The sequence below is a fragment of the Hyphomicrobiales bacterium genome, assembly GCA_016710435.1.
Classification (GTDB): domain Bacteria; phylum Pseudomonadota; class Alphaproteobacteria; order Rhizobiales; family Aestuariivirgaceae; genus Aestuariivirga.
In genome coordinates this window covers 2,805,868-2,831,259 of sequence record JADJVV010000001.1, presented here as the reverse complement: position 1 = coordinate 2,831,259, position 25,392 = coordinate 2,805,868, and the positions used below count along the sequence as shown (strand labels likewise).

29 protein-coding genes and 4 tRNA genes are annotated in these 25,392 nt (G+C 62.6%); 8 read left to right on the top strand and 25 right to left on the bottom strand.

Translation table 11 applies throughout. The features are described from left to right. Nucleotides 1–47: 47 nt before the first annotated feature. The 7 genes from rplL to IPM06_13735 form a co-directional block, all read right to left on the bottom strand. Nucleotides 48–422 carry a 50S ribosomal protein L7/L12 gene (gene rplL / locus IPM06_13765; GenBank protein ID MBK8771489.1) on the bottom strand — a complete coding sequence of 125 codons (375 nt, stop codon included), beginning with the start codon at nt 420–422 and terminating at the stop codon, nt 48–50. Nucleotides 423–475: 53 nt separating this feature from the next. Next, nucleotides 476–985, bottom strand: coding sequence for a 50S ribosomal protein L10 (gene rplJ / locus IPM06_13760; GenBank protein MBK8771488.1), 510 nt, complete (start codon nt 983–985; stop codon nt 476–478). Nucleotides 986–1,298: 313 nt separating this feature from the next. Beyond that, nucleotides 1,299–1,997 carry a 50S ribosomal protein L1 gene (rplA, locus tag IPM06_13755; GenBank protein ID MBK8771487.1) on the bottom strand — a complete coding sequence of 233 codons (699 nt, stop codon included), beginning with the start codon at nt 1,995–1,997 and terminating at the stop codon, nt 1,299–1,301. A gap of 3 nt (nt 1,998–2,000) precedes the next feature. After that, nucleotides 2,001–2,432 (bottom strand): 50S ribosomal protein L11, encoded by a 432-nt coding sequence (rplK, locus tag IPM06_13750; GenBank protein ID MBK8771486.1) that lies wholly within the window; start codon nt 2,430–2,432, stop codon nt 2,001–2,003. A 151-nt stretch (nt 2,433–2,583) separates the two neighbouring features. Next, a complete protein-coding gene (gene nusG / locus IPM06_13745) occupies nt 2,584–3,117 on the bottom strand; it encodes a transcription termination/antitermination protein NusG (GenBank protein MBK8771485.1) in 534 nt (177 codons plus the stop codon). A gap of 18 nt (nt 3,118–3,135) precedes the next feature. Further along, the gene (gene secE / locus IPM06_13740; GenBank protein ID MBK8771484.1) at nt 3,136–3,336 is read right to left on the bottom strand and encodes a preprotein translocase subunit SecE; all 201 of its coding nucleotides are present in this window, start codon (nt 3,334–3,336) and stop codon (nt 3,136–3,138) included. Nucleotides 3,337–3,411: 75 nt separating this feature from the next. Then, nucleotides 3,412–3,487, bottom strand: a tRNA-Trp gene (locus IPM06_13735). Between the two features lie 170 nt (nt 3,488–3,657). Here IPM06_13735 and IPM06_13730 point away from each other — a divergent pair. Continuing rightward, a complete protein-coding gene (locus tag IPM06_13730) occupies nt 3,658–3,861 on the top strand; it encodes a type II toxin-antitoxin system prevent-host-death family antitoxin (protein ID MBK8771483.1) in 204 nt (67 codons plus the stop codon). A gap of 5 nt (nt 3,862–3,866) precedes the next feature. On the opposite strand, the gene IPM06_13725 is transcribed toward IPM06_13730, so the two are convergent. The 6 genes from IPM06_13725 to IPM06_13700 form a co-directional block, all read right to left on the bottom strand. Continuing rightward, entirely contained in the window at nt 3,867–4,637 is a 771-nt protein-coding gene (locus IPM06_13725) for a glucose 1-dehydrogenase (protein MBK8771482.1), read from the bottom strand. Between the two features lie 79 nt (nt 4,638–4,716). Next, nucleotides 4,717–5,352: an FMN-binding negative transcriptional regulator gene (locus IPM06_13720; GenBank protein MBK8771481.1), complete on the bottom strand. Its 636-nt coding sequence runs from the start codon at nt 5,350–5,352 to the stop codon at nt 4,717–4,719. Between the two features lie 148 nt (nt 5,353–5,500). Beyond that, nucleotides 5,501–6,691: an elongation factor Tu gene (gene tuf / locus IPM06_13715; GenBank protein MBK8771480.1), complete on the bottom strand. Its 1,191-nt coding sequence runs from the start codon at nt 6,689–6,691 to the stop codon at nt 5,501–5,503. A 140-nt stretch (nt 6,692–6,831) separates the two neighbouring features. Continuing rightward, nucleotides 6,832–6,905, bottom strand: a tRNA-Gly gene (locus IPM06_13710). Nucleotides 6,906–6,951: 46 nt separating this feature from the next. After that, nucleotides 6,952–7,037: transfer RNA gene (locus IPM06_13705), tRNA-Tyr, on the bottom strand. 120 nt (nt 7,038–7,157) lie between these two features. Beyond that, on the bottom strand, nt 7,158–8,288 hold the full coding sequence (locus IPM06_13700; protein ID MBK8771479.1) for a transporter substrate-binding domain-containing protein: 1,131 nt from the start codon (nt 8,286–8,288) through the stop codon (nt 7,158–7,160). 98 nt (nt 8,289–8,386) lie between these two features. On the opposite strand from IPM06_13700, the gene rlmB reads away from it, so the two are divergent. After that, nucleotides 8,387–9,208 carry a 23S rRNA (guanosine(2251)-2'-O)-methyltransferase RlmB gene (gene rlmB, locus IPM06_13695; GenBank protein MBK8771478.1) on the top strand — a complete coding sequence of 274 codons (822 nt, stop codon included), beginning with the start codon at nt 8,387–8,389 and terminating at the stop codon, nt 9,206–9,208. An 85-nt stretch (nt 9,209–9,293) separates the two neighbouring features. On the opposite strand, the gene IPM06_13690 is transcribed toward rlmB, so the two are convergent. After that, nucleotides 9,294–10,724, bottom strand: a complete 1,431-nt coding sequence (locus tag IPM06_13690) for a hypothetical protein (protein MBK8771477.1) — start codon at nt 10,722–10,724, stop codon at nt 9,294–9,296. 231 nt (nt 10,725–10,955) lie between these two features. Here IPM06_13690 and IPM06_13685 point away from each other — a divergent pair. Continuing rightward, nucleotides 10,956–11,031, top strand: a tRNA-Thr gene (locus IPM06_13685). A 9-nt stretch (nt 11,032–11,040) separates the two neighbouring features. On the opposite strand, the gene surE is transcribed toward IPM06_13685, so the two are convergent. The 8 genes from surE to IPM06_13645 all read right to left on the bottom strand — a co-directional run bounded on the left by surE (nt 11,041) and on the right by IPM06_13645 (nt 17,612). After that, nucleotides 11,041–11,796, bottom strand: coding sequence for a 5'/3'-nucleotidase SurE (gene surE / locus IPM06_13680; protein ID MBK8771476.1), 756 nt, complete (start codon nt 11,794–11,796; stop codon nt 11,041–11,043). Beyond that, complete coding sequence (gene serS, locus IPM06_13675) at nt 11,796–13,073, bottom strand: serine--tRNA ligase (protein ID MBK8771475.1); 1,278 nt, start codon at nt 13,071–13,073, stop codon at nt 11,796–11,798. The genes surE and serS overlap by 1 nt, the downstream gene beginning before the upstream one ends. A gap of 63 nt (nt 13,074–13,136) precedes the next feature. Next, nucleotides 13,137–13,949, bottom strand: a complete 813-nt coding sequence (tatC, locus tag IPM06_13670) for a twin-arginine translocase subunit TatC (protein ID MBK8771474.1) — start codon at nt 13,947–13,949, stop codon at nt 13,137–13,139. Next, nucleotides 13,946–14,329 carry a twin-arginine translocase subunit TatB gene (gene tatB, locus IPM06_13665; GenBank protein ID MBK8771473.1) on the bottom strand — a complete coding sequence of 128 codons (384 nt, stop codon included), beginning with the start codon at nt 14,327–14,329 and terminating at the stop codon, nt 13,946–13,948. The genes tatC and tatB overlap by 4 nt, the downstream gene beginning before the upstream one ends. A 47-nt stretch (nt 14,330–14,376) precedes the next feature. Then, nucleotides 14,377–14,604: a twin-arginine translocase TatA/TatE family subunit gene (locus IPM06_13660; protein MBK8771472.1), complete on the bottom strand. Its 228-nt coding sequence runs from the start codon at nt 14,602–14,604 to the stop codon at nt 14,377–14,379. Nucleotides 14,605–14,711: 107 nt separating this feature from the next. Continuing rightward, nucleotides 14,712–15,827, bottom strand: coding sequence for an ABC transporter ATP-binding protein (locus IPM06_13655; GenBank protein MBK8771471.1), 1,116 nt, complete (start codon nt 15,825–15,827; stop codon nt 14,712–14,714). Nucleotides 15,828–15,867: 40 nt separating this feature from the next. Next, a complete protein-coding gene (locus IPM06_13650; protein MBK8771470.1) occupies nt 15,868–17,241 on the bottom strand; it encodes a PleD family two-component system response regulator in 1,374 nt (457 codons plus the stop codon). Continuing rightward, on the bottom strand, nt 17,238–17,612 hold the full coding sequence (locus IPM06_13645; protein ID MBK8771469.1) for a response regulator: 375 nt from the start codon (nt 17,610–17,612) through the stop codon (nt 17,238–17,240). Before IPM06_13645 ends, IPM06_13650 begins: the two co-directional genes overlap by 4 nt. Before the next feature lie 264 nt (nt 17,613–17,876). On the opposite strand from IPM06_13645, the gene IPM06_13640 reads away from it, so the two are divergent. From IPM06_13640 to IPM06_13630, 3 genes are read left to right on the top strand one after another with little or no spacing between them, the layout of a single operon-like run. Beyond that, nucleotides 17,877–18,104, top strand: a complete 228-nt coding sequence (locus IPM06_13640; protein ID MBK8771468.1) for a DUF3572 domain-containing protein — start codon at nt 17,877–17,879, stop codon at nt 18,102–18,104. After that, on the top strand, nt 18,101–18,754 hold the full coding sequence (locus IPM06_13635) for a hypothetical protein (GenBank protein ID MBK8771467.1): 654 nt from the start codon (nt 18,101–18,103) through the stop codon (nt 18,752–18,754). The genes IPM06_13640 and IPM06_13635 overlap by 4 nt, the downstream gene beginning before the upstream one ends. Nucleotides 18,755–18,794: 40 nt before the next feature. Further along, entirely contained in the window at nt 18,795–20,075 is a 1,281-nt protein-coding gene (locus IPM06_13630) for a DNA polymerase IV (protein ID MBK8771466.1), read from the top strand. Here IPM06_13630 and IPM06_13625 read toward each other — a convergent pair. Together IPM06_13625 and putA are read right to left on the bottom strand one after the other, a co-directional pair. Beyond that, the gene (locus IPM06_13625; GenBank protein ID MBK8771465.1) at nt 20,072–20,293 is read right to left on the bottom strand and encodes an alkylphosphonate utilization protein; all 222 of its coding nucleotides are present in this window, start codon (nt 20,291–20,293) and stop codon (nt 20,072–20,074) included. The genes IPM06_13630 and IPM06_13625 overlap by 4 nt on opposite strands. A gap of 51 nt (nt 20,294–20,344) precedes the next feature. Then, entirely contained in the window at nt 20,345–23,473 is a 3,129-nt protein-coding gene (gene putA, locus IPM06_13620) for a bifunctional proline dehydrogenase/L-glutamate gamma-semialdehyde dehydrogenase PutA (protein MBK8771464.1), read from the bottom strand. Between the two features lie 132 nt (nt 23,474–23,605). Here putA and IPM06_13615 point away from each other — a divergent pair, with 132 nt between their 5' ends. Further along, nucleotides 23,606–24,088 carry an Lrp/AsnC ligand binding domain-containing protein gene (locus tag IPM06_13615; GenBank protein ID MBK8771463.1) on the top strand — a complete coding sequence of 161 codons (483 nt, stop codon included), beginning with the start codon at nt 23,606–23,608 and terminating at the stop codon, nt 24,086–24,088. Then, nucleotides 24,085–24,927 (top strand): pantoate--beta-alanine ligase, encoded by an 843-nt coding sequence (locus tag IPM06_13610; GenBank protein MBK8771462.1) that lies wholly within the window; start codon nt 24,085–24,087, stop codon nt 24,925–24,927. The genes IPM06_13615 and IPM06_13610 overlap by 4 nt, the downstream gene beginning before the upstream one ends. A gap of 17 nt (nt 24,928–24,944) precedes the next feature. Here IPM06_13610 and IPM06_13605 read toward each other — a convergent pair whose 3' ends face one another. Next, nucleotides 24,945–25,361 carry a DUF1489 domain-containing protein gene (locus IPM06_13605; protein MBK8771461.1) on the bottom strand — a complete coding sequence of 139 codons (417 nt, stop codon included), beginning with the start codon at nt 25,359–25,361 and terminating at the stop codon, nt 24,945–24,947. Nucleotides 25,362–25,392 lie beyond the last annotated feature (31 nt).

Sequence of the window (25,392 nt, the reverse complement as noted above, 5' to 3'; positions counted from 1 at the left end):
GCCGCCACCGGCATCCGGAATGATCCGGATGCCGGCAGCGAAAAGCGTTACTTCAGCTCGACCTTGGCGCCAGCCGCTTCGAGCTTCTTCTTCATGTCTTCGGCGTCCTTCTTGTTGACGCCTTCCTTCACGGGCTTCGGAGCGCCTTCGACGAGGTCCTTGGCTTCCTTGAGGCCGAGGCCGGTGATGGCACGGACTTCCTTGATCACTTCGATCTTCTTGTCGCCAGCGGCGGCGAGAACGACCGTGAATTCGGTCTTCTCTTCCACCGGAGCAGCGGCAGCACCGCCGCCAGCGGCAGCAACGGCCACCGGAGCAGCAGCGGAAACGCCCCACTTCTCTTCGAGCATCTTGGACAGCTCAGCAGCTTCCAGGACGGTCAGGGCGGACAGGTCTTCAACGATTTTGGCGAGATCAGCCATTTTGTATACTCTCTTGTTTCAGTCGGTTTCGGTTCAGTTCAACAAGCTGTGCATCAGCTCTTCGTGGCGTAGGCATTGAACACGCGGGCCAGTTGGCCAGCGGGCGCCTGCAGGACACCAGCGATCTTCGTCGCCGGGGCCTGGATGAGCCCGATGATCTTGCCGCGCAGTTGATCAAGCGACGGCAGTTCCGCGAGTGCCTTGACGCCGCTGGCATCGAGGGTGGTCTTGCCGAGGGCACCGCCGAGGACCACGAACTTCTCGTGGGCCTTGGCGAAGTCGGCAGCCACCTTCGGGGCCGAAACCGGGTCAGCGCCATAGGCCACCATGGTGGGGCCGATGAACAGCTTGGCGATTCCGGCAGCGTCGGTGCCTTCGAGAGCGCGCACAGCGAGGCGGTTCTTCACGACCTTTACGGTCGCGCCCGCCTTGGCCATCTTGTTCCGCAGGTCGAGGACCTGGTTCGCAGTCAAGCCTTTGTTGTGGGCCACGACGAGCACACCAGTGGACTTGGCCACGGTGTTGAACGTTGCGACGAGCTCTTTCTTTTCAGCTCTTTCCACTTGCTCTCTCCGTTGTGGCGGGATGTTTCCATCCCACCGGTTGGACCTGTTGCAGGGAAATCCCTGCAACGCTCTTGGCCTGTCCCCAATGCATTCCACCGGAGTGGCACGCACAGGTTCTGAGGTCGCAACCGACTGAACGATCCACCGGGGTGGACAATTCGAATTCCGTCTTGACCCATCTCATGCTGGCTTGTGGATTAAGCGGTGCTTTCACACCGCGCCGGCAATCTCGGACAGGAGTGCCTCGGGCCTTGAGGGCCTTTGGCGCCCATGCCGCGGAGTTTGATTTCCGCGGCACGGGTATTCTTGATTACGCCGTACCCGTGGAAGCGGCGTCGATCTTGACGCCGGGACCCATGGTGGACGAGATCGAAATCTTCTTCACGTAGGTGCCCTTGGCACCGGTGGGCTTCGCCTTGTTCACGGCGTCCACGAAGGCGCGCACGTTCTGGGCGATCTGTTCGGCGGAGAACGATGCCTTGCCGATACCGGCCTGCACGATGCCGGCCTTCTCCACGCGGAACTCGACAGCGCCACCCTTGGCGGCCTTGACCGCAGCGGTGACATCCATCGTCACGGTGCCGACCTTGGGGTTCGGCATCATGTTGCGCGGGCCCAGCACCTTGCCGAGACGGCCGACGAGGCCCATCATGTCCGGCGTGGCGATGCAGCGGTCGAAGTCGATCGTGCCCTTGTTGACGATCTCGAAGAGATCTTCGGCGCCAACAACGTCGGCACCGGCCTTCTTGGCTTCTTCAGCCTTCGGGCCCTTGGCGAACACGCCGACGCGGACCTTGCGGCCCGAACCGTTCGGCAGGTTGCACACGCCGCGGACCATCTGGTCAGCATGGCGCGGATCGACGCCGAGGTTCATCGACACTTCGATAGTCTCGTCGAACTTGGCGATGGCGCGTTCCTTGACGAGCTTCACGGCTTCATCGAGGCCGAAGGACTTGTTGGCGTCGATGCCAGCGTGGCTCTTCTGCATGCGCTTGGGGAGCTTTGCCATGTCTTATTCTCCCACCACTTCGAGGCCCATTGAACGGGCGGAACCGGCGATCTCGCGCGCGCCTGCTTCGAGGTCACGGGAGTTCATGCCGTTGAGCTTGGCTTCGGCGATTTCACGACACTGGGCCATGGTCACCTGGCCGACGAGATTCTTGCCCGGCTCCTTGGAACCGGCGTTGATCTTGGCAGCCTTCTTCAGGAAGAAGGACGCTGGCGGCGACTTCATCTCGAAGGTGAAGGACTTGTCCTGATAGGCGGTGATGACCACCGGGACCGGCGAACCCGGTTCCATCTTCTGCGTGGCGGCATTGAAGGCCTTGCAGAATTCCATGATGTTGAGGCCACGCTGACCGAGAGCCGGTCCGATCGGCGGTGACGGGTTGGCTTGTCCTGCAGGAACCTGCAGCTTGACATAGCCGACGACTTTCTTCGCCATTCTATGTATCCCTTTTCAAAGGTTAGTGGTGCGGCTTGTGAGGGCCTCCCACGGGGTTTCACGTCGATGAGGGGCATCTTCCGGGCCCTCACCTCCCACGCCGCTTGCGCGCCGCGGGTCCCTCCCCTCCCGCAAGCGGGAGAGGCGAAACTTACTTCATCTTCTCGACCTGGCCGTATTCCAGTTCGACGGGTGTCGGACGGCCGAAGATGGACACGGCCACCTTGAGGCGCGAACGTTCTTCGTCCACTTCCTCGACCTGGCCGTTGAACGAGGCAAACGGGCCATCGGCCACGCGCACCTGCTCGCCGATCTCGAAGTGGATCGTGGTCTTGGGCTTGTCGACGCCTTCGGCCACCTGGTTGAGAATGCGGGCGGCTTCCGCATCGCTGATCGGAACCGGCTTGAGGCCCGAGCCCAGGAAGCCCGTGACCTTCGGCGTGTTCTTGATCAGGTGGAAGGCTTCGTCGGTCAGGTCAACCTTCACCAGCACGTAGCCGGGGAAGAAGCGGCGCTCGGTCTTGAACTTGCGGCCACGGCGGATCTCGACCACCTCTTCGGTGGGAACGATCACCTGTTCGAAGAGTTCATCCAGCTTCTTCTGGATGACCTGCTTCTTGATGTCTTCCATCACCTTCTTTTCGAAGTTCGAATAGGTGTGAACGATGTACCAGCGTTTCGCCATGGTCCGGATAGGCCTCGTTTAACGTGAGAAACCGAAAAGCACGCTGTCCACGACCCATTTGAGAATCGCATCAACGCCGAGGAAGAACAGCGAGGCCGCCACCACCATGATAAGAACCATGACGGTGGAGATGCCGAGTTCACGGCGTGTGGGCCAGGTGATTTTCCTGCCCTCTTCGCGAACTTCCCGCAGGAATTCCACCGGATTGCTTTTGGCCATCGTTTTTCCTTTGCTTACAAGGCATTGAGTCGCGTCATATGGGGCCGCATCCCCGGCGTTTCAACGTCTTGCAAATGGCAGGGGCAGTAGGGCTTGAACCCACGACCTGCGGTTTTGGAGACCGCCGCTCTACCAACTGAGCTATACCCCTAGTACAAGGTCCAGCAGCGCCGGAGGGCGCGGGCTGGACCGTGCTTTATGTGTGAGATGGGCGGGCTTTAGAGGGTTCGGTATCATCCGTCAACAGACGAAATCTTAACCCTTGACATACAACAAATGCAGCACTTGCAGCATATACAGCAATGCTGTATTTCATCAGGTATGCGCTATTCCACCTCCGACCTTTCCCGCAAATCCGGGGACATCATTGCCCGGGCGTTGCAAGGCCCCGTCACCATCACCCAGCGGGGCAAGCCCCGGCTCATCCTGATGAGTGTCGAGGAGTATAACCGGCTCCGGCTCAAGGGTGAGCGGAAAGCCGACCGGCCGGGCGGTGCCCTGCCCCCGACAGAGGCTGAAGCCTGAAACGGCTATTGCGCCGTAAAACCTCCGTCGATGAGGATTGTCTGGCCATTGATCAGGTCAGATGCTGACGAGGCGAGGAAAAGCACGAGATCGGCAACTTCGGTCGTCCGGCCAAAGCGGGCAGCGGGAATCTTCGCTTTCATGGGGTCACCCTTGGCCGGGTCGCCCCAGACCATCTCGCCCATCGGCGTCAGGATGACCGTGGGACAAACGCTGTTGCACTGGATGTTGTGCTTGGCCCACTCCACGGTCATCACCTTGGTGAACATGTTGAGGCCGCCCTTGGACGCCCCGTAAGCGCCATGGTCGTCGAGCGCCACAACCCCGGACTGGGACGAGATGTTGATAACCTTGCCACGTTGCTGCCTGATCATGGCAGGCACCAGTTCCTGGGCGAGGAGATAGGGCGCACGCAGGTTGACGTTGTTCACCCATTCCCAATCCTCGACGGGGGTATCGATGATCGATTTGACGGTGGTGACGCCCGCATTGTTGACCAGAATGTCGATGGTGCCGAAAGCCTTGAGCGCCTCCCGTGCAGCGGATCGAGGTCCATCCACGGTGGCGAGATCGGATTCGATGGCGACGCACCTGCGGCCTTTCTTTTCCACCTCGGCCCTGACGCTGGCGAGGCCTTCCTTGTCACGGGCCACTGCGGCAATATCCGCGCCCGCATCCGCCAGCACCCGGCAAATCTCAAAGCCGATGCCCTTGCTCGCGCCCGTCACCAAGGCCGTGCGGCCCGCCAAGGTGAACCGGTCCTGCCACTCCGTCATGACCTGCTCCCGTGAATTCCAGTGACACTCCAGCAGAGCAGGCAGCCGCCGTCCACCGTTTCCGGCACACCAGACTCCGTCATCCAAGGTGACGACGCACAAGACCTGCCATGCGCGTGTTCTGTTCACCGCCGGACGCCTCAAGCCCGGCCGCCACACCGGCCCGGTCCGGCACTGGACGGTTCTGGCTGGTCTTCAGTTTGCCCGTCAATTGCGTGACGTCAATCTCGATGCCCACGATGCCCTTGATCTGGGACTGGATGAAATCGTCCGGTGCATCGCTGACCTTCCAAGACGCGCCCTGCCCCACGTTTGCCTCGTGGTGATCGGTCAGACGGTTCACCTGGGCCAGCAACCAGTCACGATCATCGATCAGGCGCGCGGTCCCGCGCACCTGAATGACCGCATAGTTCCACGTCGGCACGACCTTGCCATGCTCGCGCTTGCTTTCATACCACTGGGGCGTGACGTAGGTGTTTGCCCCCTGAAACACCACGAGCACGTTCTGCCCCGCGAGGTCCCGCCATTGCGGGTTCGACTTGGCGAGATGGGCTGTGAGGACGGTCTTTCCGTCTGCCTTCGTCACTTCAAAGGGAATTGGATTGGCGAGTACGCCCTCGCCATCACGGGAAATCATCAGGCCCAATGGATGCGCCTTCACGATACCCCACAACACATCTGGGTCTTTCTCTTCGAAGGCGGGCGGCATGTACATGGGATTGTCTCCTAAATATCCCAGATAGGTCAGCCCTCAATGGCGCAAAAGTCCAATCGGCCATGGGGACAGCGGTCCACTTCTTGCCGCAATGAAAAAGGCCGCCGGACTGCTCCGGCGGCCTGTCATTCGTCTGTGGACGGATGGATCAATCCGTGATCTTGGCGACGACGCCGGCGCCGACGGTGCGGCCGCCTTCACGGATGGCGAAGCGGAGCTTCTCTTCCATGGCGATCGGCGTGATCAGTTCGACGTCGAACGAGATGTTGTCGCCAGGCATCACCATTTCCGTGCCTTCCGGCAGCGTCACGACACCCGTCACGTCCGTCGTGCGGAAGTAGAACTGCGGACGGTAGTTGGCAAAGAACGGCGTGTGACGGCCACCCTCTTCCTTCGTCAGGATGTAGGCTTCCGCCTTGAACTTCTTGTGCGGCTTCACGGAACCCGGCTTGCACAGAACCTGGCCGCGCTCAACGCCTTCACGGTCGATGCCGCGCAGCAGCGCGCCGATGTTGTCGCCAGCTTCACCCGAGTCGAGCAGCTTGCGGAACATTTCAACGCCCGTCACCGTCGACTTGATGGTGTCGCGGATGCCGACGATCTCGACTTCCTCGCCAACCTTCACGATGCCACGCTCGACGCGGCCGGTCACAACCGTGCCACGGCCCGAGATCGAGAACACGTCTTCGATCGGCATCAGGAACGGCTGGTCCTTCGGACGCTCAGGCTGCGGAATGTAGGTGTCAACCGCTTCCATCAGCTTCAGGATGGCGTCACGGCCGATCTCCGGCGTCTTGCCTTCCAGAGCCGCAAGCGCCGAACCCCGGATGATCGGGATCGTGTCGCCCGGGAACTGGTACGACGACAGAAGCTCGCGCACTTCCATCTCCACGAGATCCAGAAGTTCCGGATCGTCGACCATGTCGACCTTGTTCATGAACACAACCAGCGCCGGAACGCCAACCTGACGGGCGAGCAGGATGTGCTCGCGGGTCTGCGGCATCGGGCCGTCGGCAGCCGACACAACCAGGATGGCGCCATCCATCTGGGCCGCACCCGTGATCATGTTCTTCACATAGTCAGCGTGGCCGGGGCAATCGACGTGGGCATAGTGGCGGGCCTTCGTCTGATACTCGACGTGGGCCGTGTTGATCGTGATGCCGCGGGCGCGCTCTTCCGGCGCCTTGTCGATCTGGTCATAGGCCGTGAACGTGGCGCCGCCCGTTTCAGCAAGGATCTTCGTGATCGCTGCCGTCAAAGACGTCTTGCCATGGTCAACGTGACCAATCGTGCCGATGTTGCAATGCGGCTTGTCGCGGTTGAATTTCTCTTTGGCCATGTGACCCTCCACTGTTCGAAAGTTGGCGGCTCAATAGAAAAAAACCTGCCGCGCTGCAAGAGGCGGCGCGACTGTGCGAAGGGAATGTGTTGTGCAGATGGCCAAGCCTCGCCCTGCGCGCCCCGGAGGCTACGCGGGGATGGAGCGGGTGAAGGGAATCGAACCCTCGTATTCAGCTTGGAAGGCTGCTGCTCTACCATTGAGCTACACCCGCATCCCGCAGCCACTGTAAACCAGCTTTCGATCCGCCACCAGAACGATGGTGGGAGAAGTAGGACTCGAACCTACGAAGCCGTAAAGCAGGGGATTTACAGTCCCCCCCCTTTGCCACTCGGGACATTCTCCCGAATCGAACATTGGTTACAGACAGCAATCAGGCCCGTGTCTTTTTCACGGGCCCGGTCGCGGCGCGGTGTATGCCGCCGCCGCGCAAAGGTGTCAAGCGGAAGCGCTGGCGCGTGACGCGCTAGCGTTGTTCCTCGAACCAGCGCTTGTAGAGACGGTCATAGGTGCCGTCCTCGCGCATCCTCAGCAACGCCTCGTTGACCTGCTTGCGGAGGTCGAGGCGCCGGGCACCGCCAGAGCGCGGCGGGAACACGATTCCGTAATTCTCCTTCTTGAAGATGGGGCCAACGACCCGCACCTTTCCGCGGCCTGCGCCAGCGCTGTAGTAGAGCAATACGGGCGCGTCATAGACCACGGCATCAAGCTGGTTCTTTTCCAGTGCTGTAAAGGCCTGCCCGATTTTTTCGAACTCCGTCACCTTGACGCCATGCTGGCCCGCCCACTGGCTGGAGGTCGATCCCGTCATGGTGCCCACGCGCTTGCCGGGCAGGTCGTCCGGCCCCTGGATGCCGCCCTGCAACTGCTGCACCGTGAAGGACGACGTGAGTTCAGCCTGCCAATAGGTGAGGAACAGTAGACTCACAAACACCGCCGCGATTGAGGTGATGCGGCCAAGGCGGGAACGCGGGCTGTCATTCTGCTGGCCTGCCGCCGCCGAAAGCGCCCAGCCCATGGCATGGAAGATACCGGGGAAATAGCGGCGGGCGAAGGGCGACATGTCATGTCCGCGCTCAGCGAACCAGACGATGTGACCGGGAATGAGCACCAGCAGGGCGAGGATGCCCATAAGATACGGCATCGCTCCGCTGGTGAAATAGCCCAGGATGGTTGCGAGCGAAAAGCCGCTCTCGGCCTCTTGCGGCACCATCACCTGCAATCCCGCTTCGAACATCGGCTGGGAGAAATCGAACTTCTGTTCACGCTCGGAGGTGATGGAGATCGCGGCAATGCCGACATCGGCAGATCCATCGCCCACCGCACCGAGGATCTCGCCCACATTCTTCTTCTCCAGCCAGGTGAAGCTGGTCTGCGTCCGCTGGGACAGTTCCTGCCAGAGTTCGGCGGAGAAGCCGGTATAGGCATCGCCCTCGTGGATGATGAAAGGTGGAATTTCTCGTGTTGCAACCACCACAGTGCGCAAGCCCGTAGTGGTTGGAGCTGGCGGCTCTGCCGGTTGCTCCTGGGCCTGCACCGCGCCTGCGGTGAAGAGAGCCAGTGCAACGGTGAGTGCACGCATGGAAGCCTTGGTCATTATGGGTTGTCCTCGCCACCGCCCCAAATCACACCTGCTCTCGCGCTTCAAGCGAAACATGACTTTCCAGCGCAACCGCTGCGGCCTATAGCAGCGCCATGCGTAAACCTTTCACGAACAAGCCCGGCCGGCCGCCGCAGCGTCCGCACCGTGCGGAGAAGCCCCTGGCCGCCACCCTCAAGACGGATCGTCCCAAGGCGCTCAGCCACACGCCCGATTCCGCCAATGACCTGATCTACGGCATTCACGCCTGCGCTGCGGCCATCAGCAATCCGCAACGCAAGATCAAGAAATTGTGGGCGACCGAAAACGGCCTGGCGCGGCTCAAGGAAGACGGTGCTGTTGCGTCCGTCACCCCCGAGATCGTGCACCCGCGCATTCTCGATCACCTGCTCACCGGGCAGGATGCGGTGCATCAGGGCGTGGTGCTGGAAGCCCTGCCCTTGAAGCAGCCGCGCCTTGACCAGGTGGCGCGCGATGGCTTGATCGTTTTGCTCGATCAGGTCACGGACCCGCACAATGTCGGTGCCATCCTGCGCTCCTGCGCGGCCTTCGGCGTCAAGGCGCTGGTGACGACGGCGCGTCATGCACCGCATGAAACGGGCGTATTTTTCAAGGCCGCATCCGGTGCCTACGAGCATGTGCCAGTCACGCGCGTCACCAATCTTTCCGCTGCCATGGAAGAGTTGCGCGGCTATGGCATCCGCCTCGTCGGCCTCGACAGTGAAGCCGCGTCTTCGCTGGGAGAGGTCGAGAAGACGCTTCCGCTTGCCCTTGTTCTGGGTGCGGAAGGAAAAGGCCTGCGGGAAAAGACTCGCGCGACCTGCGATGTGGTGGCGCGCCTCGACATGCCCGGCGCAATCAAGAGTCTCAACGTTTCGATTGCCACCGCGATCTCGCTCTACGCCCTCACCCACTGAGCCGAAACAGAAGAAGCCGGATGGCATTGCTGCCACCCGGCTCCTGTCGCCGTCCCGAGAATTCGATTCGCGGGATATCCTGCTTCTAGTAGCCTCCGCTGTAGGTCACAACGGGGCCGTAATGAATGACCACGCCGGGATCATAGTGTGGAAACTGAACTGGTCCAGCACCATATGCGCCGTAGCGCTTCTTCCGATTGTGTTTGCGCGGTTTCACAACCACATCGGTGCCGCAGGTGCAGCCGCCCGTTCCATAGCCGTAACCACCGGTCATGCCGTAGCCACCTCCGTAGCTGTAGCCGCCGGTCATGCCGAAGCCGTAGCCAAGGCCTGACGCAGCGCCGCTCGCGGCCGCCTTGCGCGCCCGGCGCTCCATCTGCATGGCAGCCGCGCGGCTTGTGGGAACATAGCGGATGATGCGCTGCTGGCCGTAGTGGCCGTATCCGCCATAGCCGGGCGCAAATCCTCCCGTTGCGCCGTAGCCGGAACCGGAACCGGAGCTGTAGGCAGCACCACGACGGGCTTCAACGCCCATGCCACCCCGGACATGGACGCCGCGATGCTTGTGCACTTTCCGCGCGCCATAGTTGGCATAGCCATAGCCGCCGCGCTTCAGCGAACCACCGAGATAATAGCACTCCTCCTTGCGTCCCACGGTGATCCAGGCCCTGCCGCGGTAGCAGCGGACCGCCAAGGACGGATCACCGCCACCGCCGTCCGAAAAGTGTCGAATCGTGCCGCCCGTGTCGCCGCCCGTGTCGCCGCCCGTGTCACCGCCTGTGTCACCGCCTGTGTCGCCACCCGTATCGCCGTCATCGGGGGGCGTTGTGCCTCCGCCGCCATGATGATGACCGTGATGCCCATGGCCGCCCGAATTTCCGCCGTTGCCCTCGTTGCCTTGGTTGCCGCTACCACCGCCCCAGCTTCCGCCGTTGCCTTCATTGTCGCCGTTGCCAGCGTGATGATGATGGCTGCCGCCGTTGTTCCCCTCACCGCCCTCGTTGCCACCCCAACTTCCACCGTGGCCGCCATTGCCGCCCCAGCTTCCGCCGTTGCCACCATTGCCGCTCTCGTTGTCGCCATTGCCGCCCCAGCTTCCACCGTTGCCACCATTGCCGCTCTCGTTGTCGCCATTGCCGCCCCAGTTTCCGCCGTTGCCACCATTGCCGCTCTCGTTGCCGCCATTGCCGCCCCAGCTTCCGCCGTTGCCAGCATTGCCGCTCTCGTTGCCGCCATTGCTGCCCCAGTTTCCGCCGTTACCGGCCTCGTTGCTGCCACTGCCGCAACAATTTCCATTGTCGCCGCTTGCGTTACCACCCCAAGCGCCACCGTTGCCGCCTTGATCGCCGCCAGGATGGGTGCCGCCAAAATCACCGCCGCCGCTTTCCGCGGAAGCGCTCTCGCCTTGCCCTCCGTGAACACCACCCTTGCGATGTGTGCCGGCTTCACTGGCTCCGGCAACGAACAGTCCCAGCGCCAGAACGGCAGGCAGGACAGCGACAGACTTGAACTTCATGGCTCACCCCTTTGTTAACGCCTCGCTGACGGACTGTGCCATTGCGGCACAGAAACGCCCGTGTTCGGCGGTCTGACGCTGGGGTTGCAGGAGACTTGCCAATTCCCGGGAAGGATGCGCCGTCTGGCAGTCACAATCGCGGGGGAGGCGCCCGGCCGCACCGTTTGCAAGCGCTGGCGCAGCAGGCTATGAGGCCCACCAGCGCGCGGCTGAATCAGCCGCGCGCCGCAAGCCGGCTTAGCTCAGTTGGTAGAGCACCTGATTTGTAATCAGGGGGTCAGGGGTTCGAGTCCTGTAGCCGGCACCATTTTTCCGTTCATGGGAAGACGCCGCGGAGTGCGTCCATGGCTTCGACCTGGGTCAGGTTCATGTGCAGTGGCGTGATCGAGATGCGCTTGCTGAAGACGGCGGCGATGTCGGTTCCGGCTGGCGGTGTTCCACGTTCCCTGGCCGAGCCAATCCAGTAGTAATGACGGCCGCGGGCGTCCACGCGCTCGTCCACGAACAGAAAGCTCTGGTCGCGCTTGCCCTGGCGGGTGATCTCGATTCCCTGCATTTCGTCCACGCGGCAGTCCGGGAAGTTCACGTTGATCAGCACGCCCGGGCCGAAGGACATGGCCGCCAGCTTCTTCACCACGGCCGCGCCGTGGGCCTTGGCCACGGCGAAACTTTCACCATTGTCGTAGATGCCCGTCACCTGTGACAGGGCGATCGACTTGAGTCCGAGAGCCGTGCCCTCCATGGCGGCGGCGATTGTGCCGGAATAGGTCACATCATCGGCGATGTTGGAGCCGCGGTTCACGCCGGAGAGCACGAGGTCTGGCAGCGCCGGCAAAATCTTGCGGGCGGCCATGATCACGCAGTCGGTCGGCGTTCCTGCTACCTCGAAGCGCTTGTCGCCGAGTTTGCGGAAGCGCAGCGGATCGGCAATCGTCAGCGAGTGCCCTGCCCCCGAGCGTTCAGCATCGGGTGCGACGACCCAGACGTCATCGGAGAGCGTGTGGGCGATGGCTTCCAGGACTTCCAGCCCTGGGCCGTGAATGCCATCATCATTGGTGACGAGAATGCGCATCAGGCCGTGATCCTTTCCTTGCCGCCCATGTAGGGCCGCAGTGCTTCGGGGATGGTGATGCTGCAATCGGGGTTCTGGTAGTTTTCCAGAACCGCAACGAGCGTGCGGCCAACCGCGAGGCCGGAGCCGTTCAGGGTGTGCACGAAGCGCGTGCCCTTGCCATCTGCGGGCTTGAAGCGGGCATCCATGCGGCGCGCCTGGAAATCACCGCAGACGGAGCAGGATGAAATCTCTCGGAAGGCATTTTGTCCCGGCAGCCACACTTCCAGATCGTAGGTCATGCGCGAGCCGAAGCCCATGTCGCCGGTGCACAGGCGCATCACCCGATAGTGCAGGCCGAGGGCCTGCAAGATCGACTCAGCGCAACCCGTCATGCGCTCCAGTTCGTCGCGCGATTGTTCCGGCGTGGTGATCGAGACAAGTTCCACCTTCGAAAACTGGTGCTGGCGGATCATGCCGCGGGTATCGCGGCCCGCCGCACCGGCCTCGGCGCGGAAGCACGGTGTGTAGGCGGTGAGCCGCATCGGCAGCGATGTTTCATCGAGGATGGTTTCGCGCACCGTGTTGGTGAGCGAGACTTCCGCCGTGGGAATGAGCCAGCGCCCATCGGTGGTGCGGAACAGGTCTTCGCCAAACTTCGGCAATTGGCCGGTGCCATACATGGCCGCATCATTCACCATGAAAGGCACGTAGTGTTCGGTGTAGCCGTTCTTGTCGGTTTGCAGGTCGAGCATGAACTGGGCAAGGGCGCGTTCCAGCCGGGCCAGTTGCTTCTTCATGACGACGAAGCGGGCGCCGGACATGCGGGCCGCCACTTCAAAATCCATCTGGGCGAGTTTCTCGCCCAGTTCGAAATGCTGCTTGGCCTCGTAGTTGAAGGACGGCTTCTGGCCCCAGCGCCGCACTTCCACATTGCCATGCTCGTCCGTGCCATCGGGCACATCGTCCAGCGGCAGGTTGGGAATGACGGCGAGTGCATCGTTCACCTTCTGCGTGAGGGTGCGGTCGGATTCCTCACCCTTCGTGATCGTGTCCTTGAGTGCCGCAACATCGGCCTTGATGGCTTCGGCCTTGGCTTTGTCGCCCGCCTTCATGGCCTCGCCGACCTGCTTCGACAGATCGTTGCGGCGGCTCTGGGCTTCCTGCAGCGATTGCAGCAGCGTGCGCCGCTCCTCGTCGATGGCGAGGATGGCGGTGGATTGGGGGGCGAGCCCGCGCCGCTTCAACCCCGCGTCGAAGGCAGCAGGGTTTTCGCGGATGGCCTTGATGTCATGCATCGGAATCAGAACCCGGAATAAGGGATGGGACGGGCCTCTCCATAGCGAGGCCGGGCCTTCACCTCAAACGGGTTTTATGTCGGTGCCGGAGGACTCTTTTGCCGCAGCGGAGGCGCGGCGCCTTTCCAGCATCGTGACGGCAAACACCGCCATTTCGTAGAGAAGGCCCAGGGGCACCGCCATGGAGAGCATGGAAATGGGATCGGGCGGCGTGATCACGGCGGCGACCGCGCAGACGCCGACAATGGCAAAGCGGCGGCCGCTCTTCAGCTGCTGTGCTGTCACCACACCCATCTGGCCCAGCAACGTCAACACAACGGGAAGCTGGAAAGCAAGACCGAAGGCGAGGATGAGCATCATGACAAAATCGAGATAGGCCTCGACGTCGGGCATGAGTTCCACAAGGTTCTTGGTGCCGCCCTCCACCGTGCCGACGCTTCCGGCGAGGGTGTAGAAGAAGTGGATCGCCACCGGCAGCAAGAAGAAATAGACGAGGCAGGCGCCAAGCATGAAGAAGATGGGCGTGGCAACGAGATAGGGCGCCAGCGCCTGGCGCTCATGCTTGTAGAGTCCCGGTGCCATGAAGCGGTAGACTTGCGTGGCGATCAGCGGGAAGGCGATGAACATGCCTGTGAACATCGCGATCTTCAGCTTCACCAGGAAGAAGCCGAGGAGCTTGGTGGAGATGAGGCCGACGTTGGCGCCTGTGCCCCATTCGAAGGGCTTCACCAGCCAATGAAAAATATCTGACGAAAAATAGAAGCCGAGGATGAACGCCACGGCAAAGCCCGCCACGGATTTCACCAGGCGGGAGCGCAGCTCCAGCAGGTGATCCATCAGCGGGGCTTCGGAGGCGTCGATGTCTTCCTGGCTCATGCGGAGGGAGCCCCCTCCTCGACGCGCTCACCGGCAACGCGGGTTTCGCCTGACTGCGGTGTGGCGCCGAAGTACGTCTCGAAGCTCTTGTCGGACGGATTGTAGTTTGGCGAGATCACCGGCGGGATGATGTTGGGTGTGTTCATCACCTTGCTCACCGCGCCCTTGGCCTGGTCGAATTCCTTGCGCAGGTCAGCGGCGCCCGTGTCTTTCATCGCGGCATCGACGTGGCCCTGGAATTCGCTGGCCAGGCGGCGGGCCTTGTTCATGAACTGGCCGAAGGTGCGCAGCACGCGCGGCAAATCCTTGGGGCCGATGACGATGACCGCCACCAGCGCCAAGACAAAAAGTTCGGAATAACCGACGCCGAAATCAAACATGCCCAGTTCCCTGCGCGCAGGTTCTCACCCGCGCGGCTCAGGCGAGATCAGCTCTTGAGCTTTTCTGCGGCCTTGGCACCTTCGCCAGCCTGTTCGCCGATCGACTTCGGATCTGCGGCGGCCGTATCGTTGGGCTCGTCGGCGAGACCCTTCTTGAAGCTCTTGATGCCCTTGGCGACGTCACCCATCAGGTCAGACACCTTGCCCTTGCCACCGAACAGCACGAGCACAACCACCAACACGATGACCCAGTGCCACCACGAAAAAGAACCCATAACGTCAACTCCTCAAATCCTGCAGGCGCGGTTGCCCGTCCTGATGTTCAGGCGCGCTTATCGCAATTCCGCCGCGCCGCTGCAAGGAAAACGGACATGGCCATGTTTCACGGCTTTTTGAAGATGTGGACGCCGCTCTGGTCCATCACGAATTTGTGGGCGCCGCCGGTGGCGACGAGGGCCGAACGGTCGAGCAGCGCCGTCACCGGGTCTTCCTGCCCGGCAAAGGTGAGTGTCACGCGCTGATAATCGCCAAGAAACCGCGATTCCCTCACATAGGCTTCAACGCCATCGTGCCCCGGCGCCAGCGCGATGGCGCGGGGCCGCACCAGCACGTCCACCTTCGTTCCCTCCGGCAAATGCGCGGCAGCCACTGCACCCAAGGGTGTTGCCACCTGCTCGTTCCGCACCGCGCCCGGGAAGACGTTGTAGGATGAGAAGAATTGCGCCGCCGCACTGTCCACGGGGGCCGCATGCAGTTCCTCCGGCGTGCCCTGCTGGACGATCCGGCCCTGCCGCATGAGATAGATGTGATCAGCGAATTCAATCGCCTCCATGGGATCATGGGTGACGAGCACGGCAGTGGAGCGGGTTTCGCGCACCACGGCGAGCGTATCGGCACGCACGCGGTCACGCAGGCGAAGGTCGAGCCCCGAGAAGGGTTCGTCCATCAGGATTACCTGCGGACGGGGCACGATGGCCCGGGCCAGCGCCACGCGCTGCTGTTCGCCGCCGGAAAGACGGTTGGGAAAACGGTCCGCCATGTCGCCGAGGCCGACGCGGTCGAGGGCCGTCAGGGCGGCCTTGCGCGCATCTTCGGCGCCCAGCGCATAGAGGCCGTAGGTCACGTTCTGCAACACGGTGAGATGGGGGAAGAGCGCGTAGTCCTGGAACATGAGGCCGACGTTGCGCTGTTCGGGGGGTACGAAAATGCCGGGACCTGCCACCGCCCTGCCCTCCAGCAGGATTTCGCCGGAACTCGGCCGTGCCACGCCGGCGGCGAGGCGGAGCACCGTGGTCTTGCCGCAGCCCGAGGGGCCAAGCAGGCAGGTGATGCGGCCAGCGGCGAAGGTGAGCGAGATGCCGTGCAGGATGTCGGCCCGCGGCGTGCGGAAAGAGACATTGCGGAATTCGATTTCGCCCGCGAAGGAGGCACCGGCGCGGCCATGGCTCCGGCCCGGTTCGGCGGTTCGGTCTTGGATCTGGTCGGCATCGGGAGGCATTTCGGGTTGCGCATACACCGCCCGCGCGGTGCCAGCAATGTCAGGCGACGAGGCTCTCTTTGACCACCCGGTTCCGTCCCTCGCGCTTGGCGCGGTAGAGGGCGCTGTCGGCGCGCTTCAGAAGTTTTTCGAGCGAGTCATCCATACCCGAGAGAGATGCAAGGCCGGCCGAGATCGTCACCGGCACAAGCGATGGCGCGCCCACCATGAAGGACTTGGATGCCACCGAGCGGCGCAGACGTTCGGCGATCTTCTCCGCCGTGAAAGCGTCCGTGTTTGGCAGCACGATGATGAATTCCTCGCCACCGATGCGGCAGCAGAGGTCGATGCTGCGGGTATGATCGCGCAGGCGTTGGGCCAGTTCCTGCAGGACCTTGTCGCCCGCATCATGACCGTGGGTGTCGTTGATGGCCTTGAAGAAGTCCACGTCCACCGCCAGCACCGAGAGAACCTTGCCGCGGTTCACATAGTGATCAATCATGTGGCTGAGATGGGTCTCGAGGTAGCGCCGGTTGTAGAGGCCCGTCAGCGCATCCGTGATGGCCATCTCGATCGAGGCCTTCACGCTGTTGCGCAGTTGTTCGGTGTAGCGCCAGCGGCGGACCTGGGTGGCGGCACGCGCCAGCACCTCCTGGCGGTCCACGGGGCGCATCAGATAGTCGTTCACGCCCATGTCGAGGGCGCGCAGGAGAAGCTGCTGTTCGTCAGGGTTGACGATGATCATCAGCGGCGTCTGGCGTGTGGCGTCGCCGGAGCGCAATTGCGAGCAGAGGCGCAATCCGTCAAACTGCGACTGATCGAAGCTGACGATCACGAGTTCGAAGGGCCTGTCCTGTTCGGCGATCCGCTCCATGGCCTCGGCCGGCGTGGCCGCGACGGTGACGCGGCACTTCTCGGCGAGCGAGGCAATCATGCGTTCGGACGACGCAGGCTGGCCATCGACCAGAAGCACGTGGCCGGGCTTCTGCAACAGCTTGTCCTCGGACGGCATGCCGCCCGCGCCATCGGCCGCAGGCGAGCGCACGCGCAGTTCGTCGGTGAGCATTTTCAGACGCACAAGGCTCTTGATGCGGCAGAAGAGTGAAATGTCGTTGACTGGCTTGGTCAGGAAATCGTCGGCCCCGGCCTCAAGGCCGCGCACGCGGTCTTCCGGCTGGTCGAGGGCCGTTACCATGACCACCGGAATATGCTGCGTCTCGGGATTGGACTTGATGCGCTTGCAGACCTCGATGCCGTCGATCCCCGGCATCATGATGTCGAGGAGGATGATGTCGGGCCGCGATTTCTGGACGGCATCGAGCGCGTCCAGTCCGTTCATCGCCGTGATGACCTCAAAATACTCCGCCGACAGCTTCGCTTCGAGAAGCCGTACGTTGGCAATGATGTCATCTACGACGAGGACGCGGGCGGTCATGAGCGCTTTTTAAGGAACCCATCGATTGTCTGGAGGAAGCTCACGACGGAGATGGGCTTCGAGATATAGGCCTCGCAGCCGCCTTCACGGATCTTCTGTTCGTCGCCCTTCATGGCGAAGGCCGTGACGGCGATCACCGGAATGGCGCGCAGTTCGTCATCTTCCTTCAGCCATTTGGTGACTTCGATGCCGGAGACTTCCGGCAACTGAATGTCCATCAGAATGAGGTCGGGCATGTGCTTGCGTGCCATGTCGAGCGCCGACAGGCCATCGCGTGTCTGTACCACCTTGTAGCCATGGGCTTCGAGCAGGTCGTTGAACAGCTTCATGTTGAGCTCATTGTCTTCAACGACAAGAACCGTCTTCTGCATTTGCGGCATCACTCCCACGGGCCTCTGCCCGGCTTGAGGTGTGCTCTGCTGGTGTTCCATATCTGCTCCTGCGTCCGCCTTGCGCTCGCCCCCGAGCGGTGACGGAATCTCCCCTTTGTTCAGCCCCCTGTTTTGGCCTAGGACCGTAACCAACTGCTTAACCGCTGCCGTCAGTCCCGGCAGGCTGGTTAACTAACGGAGAATGTATTGTTAAGAACATCACAACCAAAAGCTGAAGATGCGGGAGAAATTGCACTGAAACTGTTGAGCTTTCTCGCCGGTGACGCGGATCAGCTCGGGCGCTTCATGGCGCTCTCGGGGCTGTCGCCGCAGGATGTGCGGCAGAATCTCCAGGAGCCCCAATTCCAGGCGGGCCTGCTGGATTTTGCGCTTTCGGATGAGTCGCTGCTCCTTGCCTTCGCCGCCAATGAGGGGTTGGACCCCGCATCCGTGATGCGGGCCCGGAGCCGCCTGCCGGGATTTTCGGGATGATCTCAGAGTTCACCATCCGCCAGCTCGCCGACCTCAGCGTCGCTGCGCACCGTCCGCTCGTCATCTGTGACGTTGACGAAGTGGTCGTGCATTTCACCCGCGCTTTCGAAGATTACCTGGCGCGGCGCCACCTGCGCCTGGACACGACCAGCTTTGCGCTCAACGGCAACATCCGCAAACGGGACACCGATGAGCCCGTCGAGGCCGCACACGTCTCGGAGATGATCGACGACTTCTTTCACCAGCATACGGCCGAGCTGGATGCCATCGATGGCGCCATCGCGGCGCTGCATGACCTCGCCAACGACAGTTCGGTCGTCATGCTCACCAACCTGCCCCACCATGCCCGCGACAAGCGCATCGACAACCTGCGCAAGCATGGGCTGGATTTCCCCGTGGTGACGAACTCGGGACCGAAAGGCCCCGCCATCCGCCACCTCGCCGACCAGACGCGTGAAGCCGTGGTGTTCGTGGACGACAGCCCCGGCTTTATCGCCTCGGCGCGGCAGCATGCGCCGGCGGTTCATCTCATCCACTTCCTGCATGACGACCGGTTTGCGCGGCACATCGAACCATTCGACTACGTGTCGTTGCGCACCGCCAGCTGGGACGAGGCACTACCGCACATCAAGCGGCTGATCGGGTTGTAGCGCCCTCGCCAGCGGCGCAAATCCGTTCTATCTTGGTTCCATGGCGGACTCGTCTTCCCACTCCCCCGGATTTTGCCGCGACTGCCTCGCCGACACGGTGGCGGACGAGCGGCGGTGCCATGCCTGCCACTCGCCGCGCCTGGTGCGGCACAGCGAAATCAATGGACTTTCGGTCGCCCATATCGACTGCGACGCCTTCTATGCGGCCGTCGAGAAGCGTGATGACCCGACGCTTGCCGACAAACCGGTGATCGTGGGCGGTGGCACACGGGGCGTTGTTTCCACCTGCTGCTACATCGCGCGCATCCGGGGCGTACGGTCGGCCATGCCGATGTTCAAGGCCCTGAAGCTGGCGCCGGATGCGGTGGTCATCAGGCCCAGCATGGAGAAATATGCGGCAGTCGGCCATGAGGTACGCACGCTCATGCTTCAGGCCACGCCGCTCGTCGAACCGCTCTCCATTGACGAGGCCTTTCTCGATCTCACCGGCACCGCGCGCCTGCATGGCCGGACGCCGGCGAAGACGCTGGCCGTGCTGATCCGTGACATCGAGAACAAGATCGGCATCACCGCCTCGGTGGGGCTCGCGCCCAACAAGTATCTCGCAAAGGTGGCCTCGGACCTCGAGAAGCCGCGGGGCTATTCGGTGATCGGCAAGGCCGAGGCGCTGACATTCCTTGCAGGCAAGCCCGTCAGTCTCATCTGGGGCGTGGGCAAGGCCATGCAGGATACGCTTGCGCAGGATGGCATCCGGCTCATCGGGCAATTGCAGAAGATGGAGAAGAACGATCTCATGCGCCGCTACGGCAGCATGGGGGCGCGGCTCTATCACCTCTCACGTGGCGAGGACATGCGCGTTGTCTCAACCGACGACTCATCGAAGAGCATCGGTGCGGAAACCACATTGAATCACGACGTCGCGGACCGGGAGGAACTGGAGGCCCTGCTCTGGGCCATGGCGCAGAAGGTGTCGCGGCGTGCCAAGGAACAGGGCTACGGCGGTCACACCGTCACGCTGAAGCTCAAGACGTCCGATTTCAAACTGCGCACCCGCGCGGTCACGCTGGAAGACGCGACACAGCTTGCCCACCGCATGTATGATGCGGTGCGCCCCCTGCTGCACAGGGAAACGACCGGCACGAAGTTCAGGCTGATCGGCGTCGCTCTCTCGCATCTTGTCGAGATGGCCGGTGGCGAGGAAGCCACGCTTGATCCCCGGCTGGAAGCGAGCACGAGGGCCGAGAAAGCCATCGACCGGATCCGCGCCAAGTTCGGCAAGGATGCGGTGGACCGGGGCTTGTCGCTGAAGGCGAAAGACTAGGCCTTCTTCAGGAACTCGGTGCGCAGCACCAGGCCCTTCACCTTTTCGTGGCGGCAATCCACTTCCTCCGGGTTTCCGGTGAGGCGGATGCCCTTGATCATGGTGCCCCGCTTGAGGGTGACGTTGGCGCCCTTCACCTTGAGGTCCTTGATCAGGGTGACGTTGTCGCCGTCCTTCAGTTCATTGCCGTTGCTGTCGCGCACGATGTCCATGGGAATCTCCGTTGTGGGCGCGGGCTTTGCGCCACACACCGGCAAATTGCAACGCGGCTATTCGCCTGCGTTGCCTTCCATGCTCATGAGTGCCGCATTGCCACCAGATGCCGTCGTGTCCCAGCTCATCACGCGCTCCACGGCGAAGCGGTTGAGATAGTGCGGGCCGCCGGCCTTGGGACCGGTGCCGGACAGGCCTTCGCCGCCGAACGGCTGCGCCCCCACCACCGCGCCGATCTGGTTGCGGTTCACATAGAGATTGCCGACGCGGGCGGTGGCGCGCACCTGCTCGATCACATCCTCGATGCGGGTGTGCAGGCCGAGCGTCAGGCCGTAGCCGGTGTTGTTCACGGCATCGATCACCTTGTCGAGGCGCTTGCCATCATAGCGGACCACATGCAGCACGGGTCCGAACACTTCTTCAGTGAGGGGCGCAATGGAGGAGAGTTCATAGGCCGCTGGGGCCACGAACGTGCCGTTCTTCGTCGCCGCATCGAGCGGACACTCGAAGATACGCTTGCCTTCCCTTGCCATGCGGGCCTTGTGGGCTTCGAGTTTCTGGCGGGCTTCCTCGTCGATGACGGGGCCTACGTCAGTGACGTAGTCCAGCGGATCGCCGACGTTGAGTTCGGCCATGGCGCCCGCGAGCATGTTGATGACCTTGCCCGCCACATCATCCTGCACGAAGAGGATGCGCGCGGCGGAACAGCGTTGTCCGGCGCTGTCGAAGGCCGAGGCCACGACGTCGCGGACCGCCTGTTCGGGGAGCGCGGAGGAATCCATGATCATGGCGTTCATGCCGCCCGTTTCGGCGATGAGCGTGGCAATGGGGCCCGGCCGTGCCGCCAGCGCGCGGGCGATGATCCCCGCGGTCTCGTTGGATCCCGTGAAGGCAACGCCCGTGAGCTGCCGTTCCGCCAGCAGCACCTTGCCGATCGCCGCACCATCGCCGGGGAGGAAGTGCAGGATGTCGCCGGGAACACCCGCCGCATGCAGCAGCTTCACGGCCTCGAAAGCCACAAGCGGAGTCTGTTCGGCTGGCTTGGCAATGGCGGCATTGCCAGACGCCAGTGCCGCCGCCACTTGACCCGTGAAGATCGCCAACGGGAAGTTCCATGGCGCGATGCAGGCGAAGACGCCGCGGCCATGGAGCGAGAGTTCGTTTCTTTCGCCCGTGGGGCCAGGCATGGCCACGGGGCCATTGAAATCGGCGCGGGCCCGCTCGGCATAGTAGCGCAGGAAGTCCACTGCCTCGCGCAAATCGGCAAGGGCATTGTCGAGTGATTTGCCGGCCTCGCGGATCAGCAGTCCGAGCAGCCGCGCCCGGTTTTTTTCGTAAAGGTCTGCGGCCTTCTCCAGGATGCGGGCGCGCGAGGCACCTCCCGACTTGTCCCAGGCGTGCTGTGCGCGTGTGCTTGCGGTGAGCGCCGCCATCACATCGCGCGGATCGGTTTCAGTCACCTGCCCCACGCGGACGCTGCGGTCATGCGGCGACGTGATGGGGCGGACGGCTCCCGCAACGGTCTTGCCATTGATCACGGGCGCCGCCGCCGTCTCCTGCTTCAATGCTGATTTGATCTCGGCCAGCAACGGCTCGCGCAGCGGATTGTGCCAGGTGGGAAGACCGGCGGAATTCTCACGCGCGCCGAAGAGGCGGGCCGGCGGAGCAATGCGGGGGTGCGCGATGGCGGGGAGTTTCGCCACCTCTTCCACCGGATCGGCGATGATGTCGGCAATGGGAGCGTCGTCATCGGCCAGGCGGTTGACGAAGGATGTGTTGGCCCCATTCTCCAGCAGGCGGCGGACGAGGTAGGCCAGCAGGTCCTCATGGCTGCCCACGGGTGCATAGATGCGGCATGGCTGGTTGATGAGACCGCCCTTCACCACCTGATCATAAAGCGAGTGCCCCATGCCGTGCAGGCGCTGGAATTCGAAGCGCTTGTCGTCGCCAGCCATGACGGCGATCGAGGCCACGGTCTGCGCGTTGTGGGTTGCGAATTGCGGGAAGAACACGTCGCGGCGCGACAGCATGTAGCGGGCGCAGGCGAGATAGCTCACGTCGGTCGAAACCTTGCGCGTGAAGACGGGGAAGGATTCGAGTCCGAACTCCTGGGCGCGCTTGATCTCGGTGTCCCAATAGGCGCCCTTGACGAGGCGGACGGGCAGGATGCGGCCAGTCTTCTGTGCAAGAGCCGCCAACCATTCCAGTGCAGGTTTGGCGCGGCGCCCATAGGCCTGCACGGCAAGGCCGAGGCCGTTCCATCCCTGCAATTCCGGCGCAGCGGCGAGTTGCCCGAACAATTCCAGCGAAATGTCGAGGCGTGCTGCCTCCTCCGCATCAATGGTGAGGCCGATGTTGCGCTTCTTCGCAGCGACAGCGAGGTCGAGGATGCGCGCATAGAGAGTTGGCAGGCAGCGGGCCTTGGTCTTTTCCTCATAGCGCGGATGCAGCGCCGACAGCTTGACCGAAACAGAGGGGGCCGCGAAAACATCCGCGCCCTTTGAGGATGCGCCGACGGCTTCCACGGCCTTCATGTAGGACGTTTGGTAACGCTCGGCATCGGGCTCCGTCATGGCACTCTCGCCCAGCATGTCGAAGGAGAAGCGCCAGCCATCCTTGGCGAGTGGCTCTGCAGTTTCCAGCGCTTCCTTGATCGTCCGCCCAAGGACGAACTGCTTGCCCATGATGCGCATGGCCTGGCGCATGGCGGTGCGGATGATGGGTTCACCGGAGCGCGACACGAGCTTCTTCAGCGAGGCGAGTCCCCTGGCGCCGGGTGATTTGCCGAGCTCCACAAGGCGGCCGGTGAGCATGAGTCCCCAGGCAGAGGCGTTGACGAAGAGCGAGTCCGATTGTCCGAGATGGGCCTCCCAATCCTTCTCGCCGATCTTGTCCGCGATCAGCTTGTCGGCGGTGTCGGCATCGGGAATTCGCAGGAGGGATTCAGCCAAGCACATCAGCACCACGCCCTCCTCCGACGACAATGAGAACTGCTGCATGAAACTGTCGATCGAGCCTTGGGCGCGGCGGTTGGCGCGAACATTGGCCACCAGTGTCCGGGCGATACGCTCCACTTCGGCGCGCTGGGCGGGAGACAACTGCGCTTCACGGGCCAGCGTCTGGACAAGGGTGGTTTCGTCGGCAAAAAGTCGGTCGGCGACGGCGCTGCGGCTCTGTTGTTCCATGGTTTCCTCCTGGTCAGGACCATCCGTAGCAGAAAGCGGCAAGTGATTTCCGCCAAGTTTATGTCCCGCTCTGTTCAGTCATCCCGCGTCGTGGTATAGTTTTAGGGAAATTCCATAGGAATTGGACCGGACATGGCGGAACTCGATAGCATCGACTTGAACATCCTTTCGCAACTCCAGCAGGATGCGCGTCTCTCCATTACCGACATGTCGCGACGGGTGAATCTTTCCGCCACGCCCTGCACCCTTCGCATGCGGCGGCTGGAGCGGGAGCGCATCATTCTGGGATATCACGCGCGGCTCTCGCCAACAGCGTTGCAGACCGCCCTGCTGGTGTTTGTCACCGTCAAGCTGAAGGCCACCGACGAGGCGACGCTTGCGGCCTTCAACACGGCGGTGAGACCGGTGAAACAGATCATGGAATGCCACATGACGGGTGGCGGCTTTGACTACCTCCTGAAGATCCGTGTACGGGACATGGCCGAGTATCGCGAAATCCTCGGTGGCGTGATCGGCCAGCTGCCGATGGTAGAAGGTACGAACTCGTATTTCGTCATGGAAGAAGTGAAGGAGACGTCAATGCTGCCCATTCCCGTACGGGGGCGAGAGGCATGAGCATGATCGTGGCACGTTCGCTTGCCGATTTGCGGGACGTGGTGACGGCCTGGCGCCACGAGGGGCTGAGCATCGCCGTCGTGCCGACGATGGGGGCGCTGCATGAGGGACATCTCACGCTTGTGAAAAAGGCGCGCGCCAAGGCGGACCGGGTGATCACCTCGATCTTCGTCAACCCGAAGCAGTTTGCGGCGAATGAGGACCTGTCGCGTTATCCCCGCGATGAGGATGGCGACCTGGCTCTGCTGAGTGGCGCGGGCTGCCATCTCGTTTATCTGCCCGATCCGAATGAAATCTATCCGCCGGAATTCGTGACCACGATCACCCTTGCCGGCCCCGCGAAGGCCGGGCTTGAAGACAAGTTCCGCCCGCATTTCTTTGATGGCGTGGCCACAGTCGTCGCCAAGTTGTTCATCCACACGGCCGCCGATTGTGCCTTCTTCGGCGAGAAGGATTACCAGCAGCTTCTGGTGGTGACGCAGATGGCGCGCGATCTGGACCTGGGGACCGAAGTCGTTGGCGTACCCACCATCCGCGAGGACGACGGCCTCGCGAAATCTTCGCGCAACCGCTACCTCACCAAGCATGAACGGCACCAGGCCACATCGATCATCCGGGCGCTGGAACAGGCGGCGGAGAAGATTCGCGGCGGCGGCGATCCGCAGTCGGCCACCAAGGCTGCGGCGCGTTCGCTCACCACGCTGGGCTTCGAAGTGGATTATGTGACCGCCCGCAACGCCGAGACCCTGGGCGTGCCCGCAGGCAACGGCGAACCGCTGCGCCTCCTTGCGGCGGCCCGGCTGGGCAAGACGCGGCTCATCGACAACATTGCGGTGTAACAGGCAGCACCGGCCGGCTAGAGCAATCCCAGTTCGGACAATTCGCGGCGCATTTTTTCCGACAGGCCCTTTGCGCCGTCGCGCTTGGGCATGTCGGGGGGCGCGTCGGCCTCATCGAGATAGCGCCAGCCCTGGAAGGCGCGCTTGGGCGTGGGACGGACCAGCACGATACGCGGCTTGAAGACGATGCGGCAGCGGCCGATGCCGTCGGCACCCGTCACTTCCTCGAGATCGGCAATGGGCTGCCGGCAGAGCACCATGCCACGGATCACCCAATAAAGAGACCCGCCGGGCAGGATCTCCTCCTTGCGGCGCGGAAACATGCGGGTGGTGTGGTCAAGCGTGTCTTGCCCTGCCTTGCACGCGGCAATCCAGGTATCGAGGTCGTCGACGCTTTCGACGCCAACGCAAAGTTTGATCAGGTTCAGCGGCATGGCATAGTGTTTCCAGCCCGGGTTTAGCCTT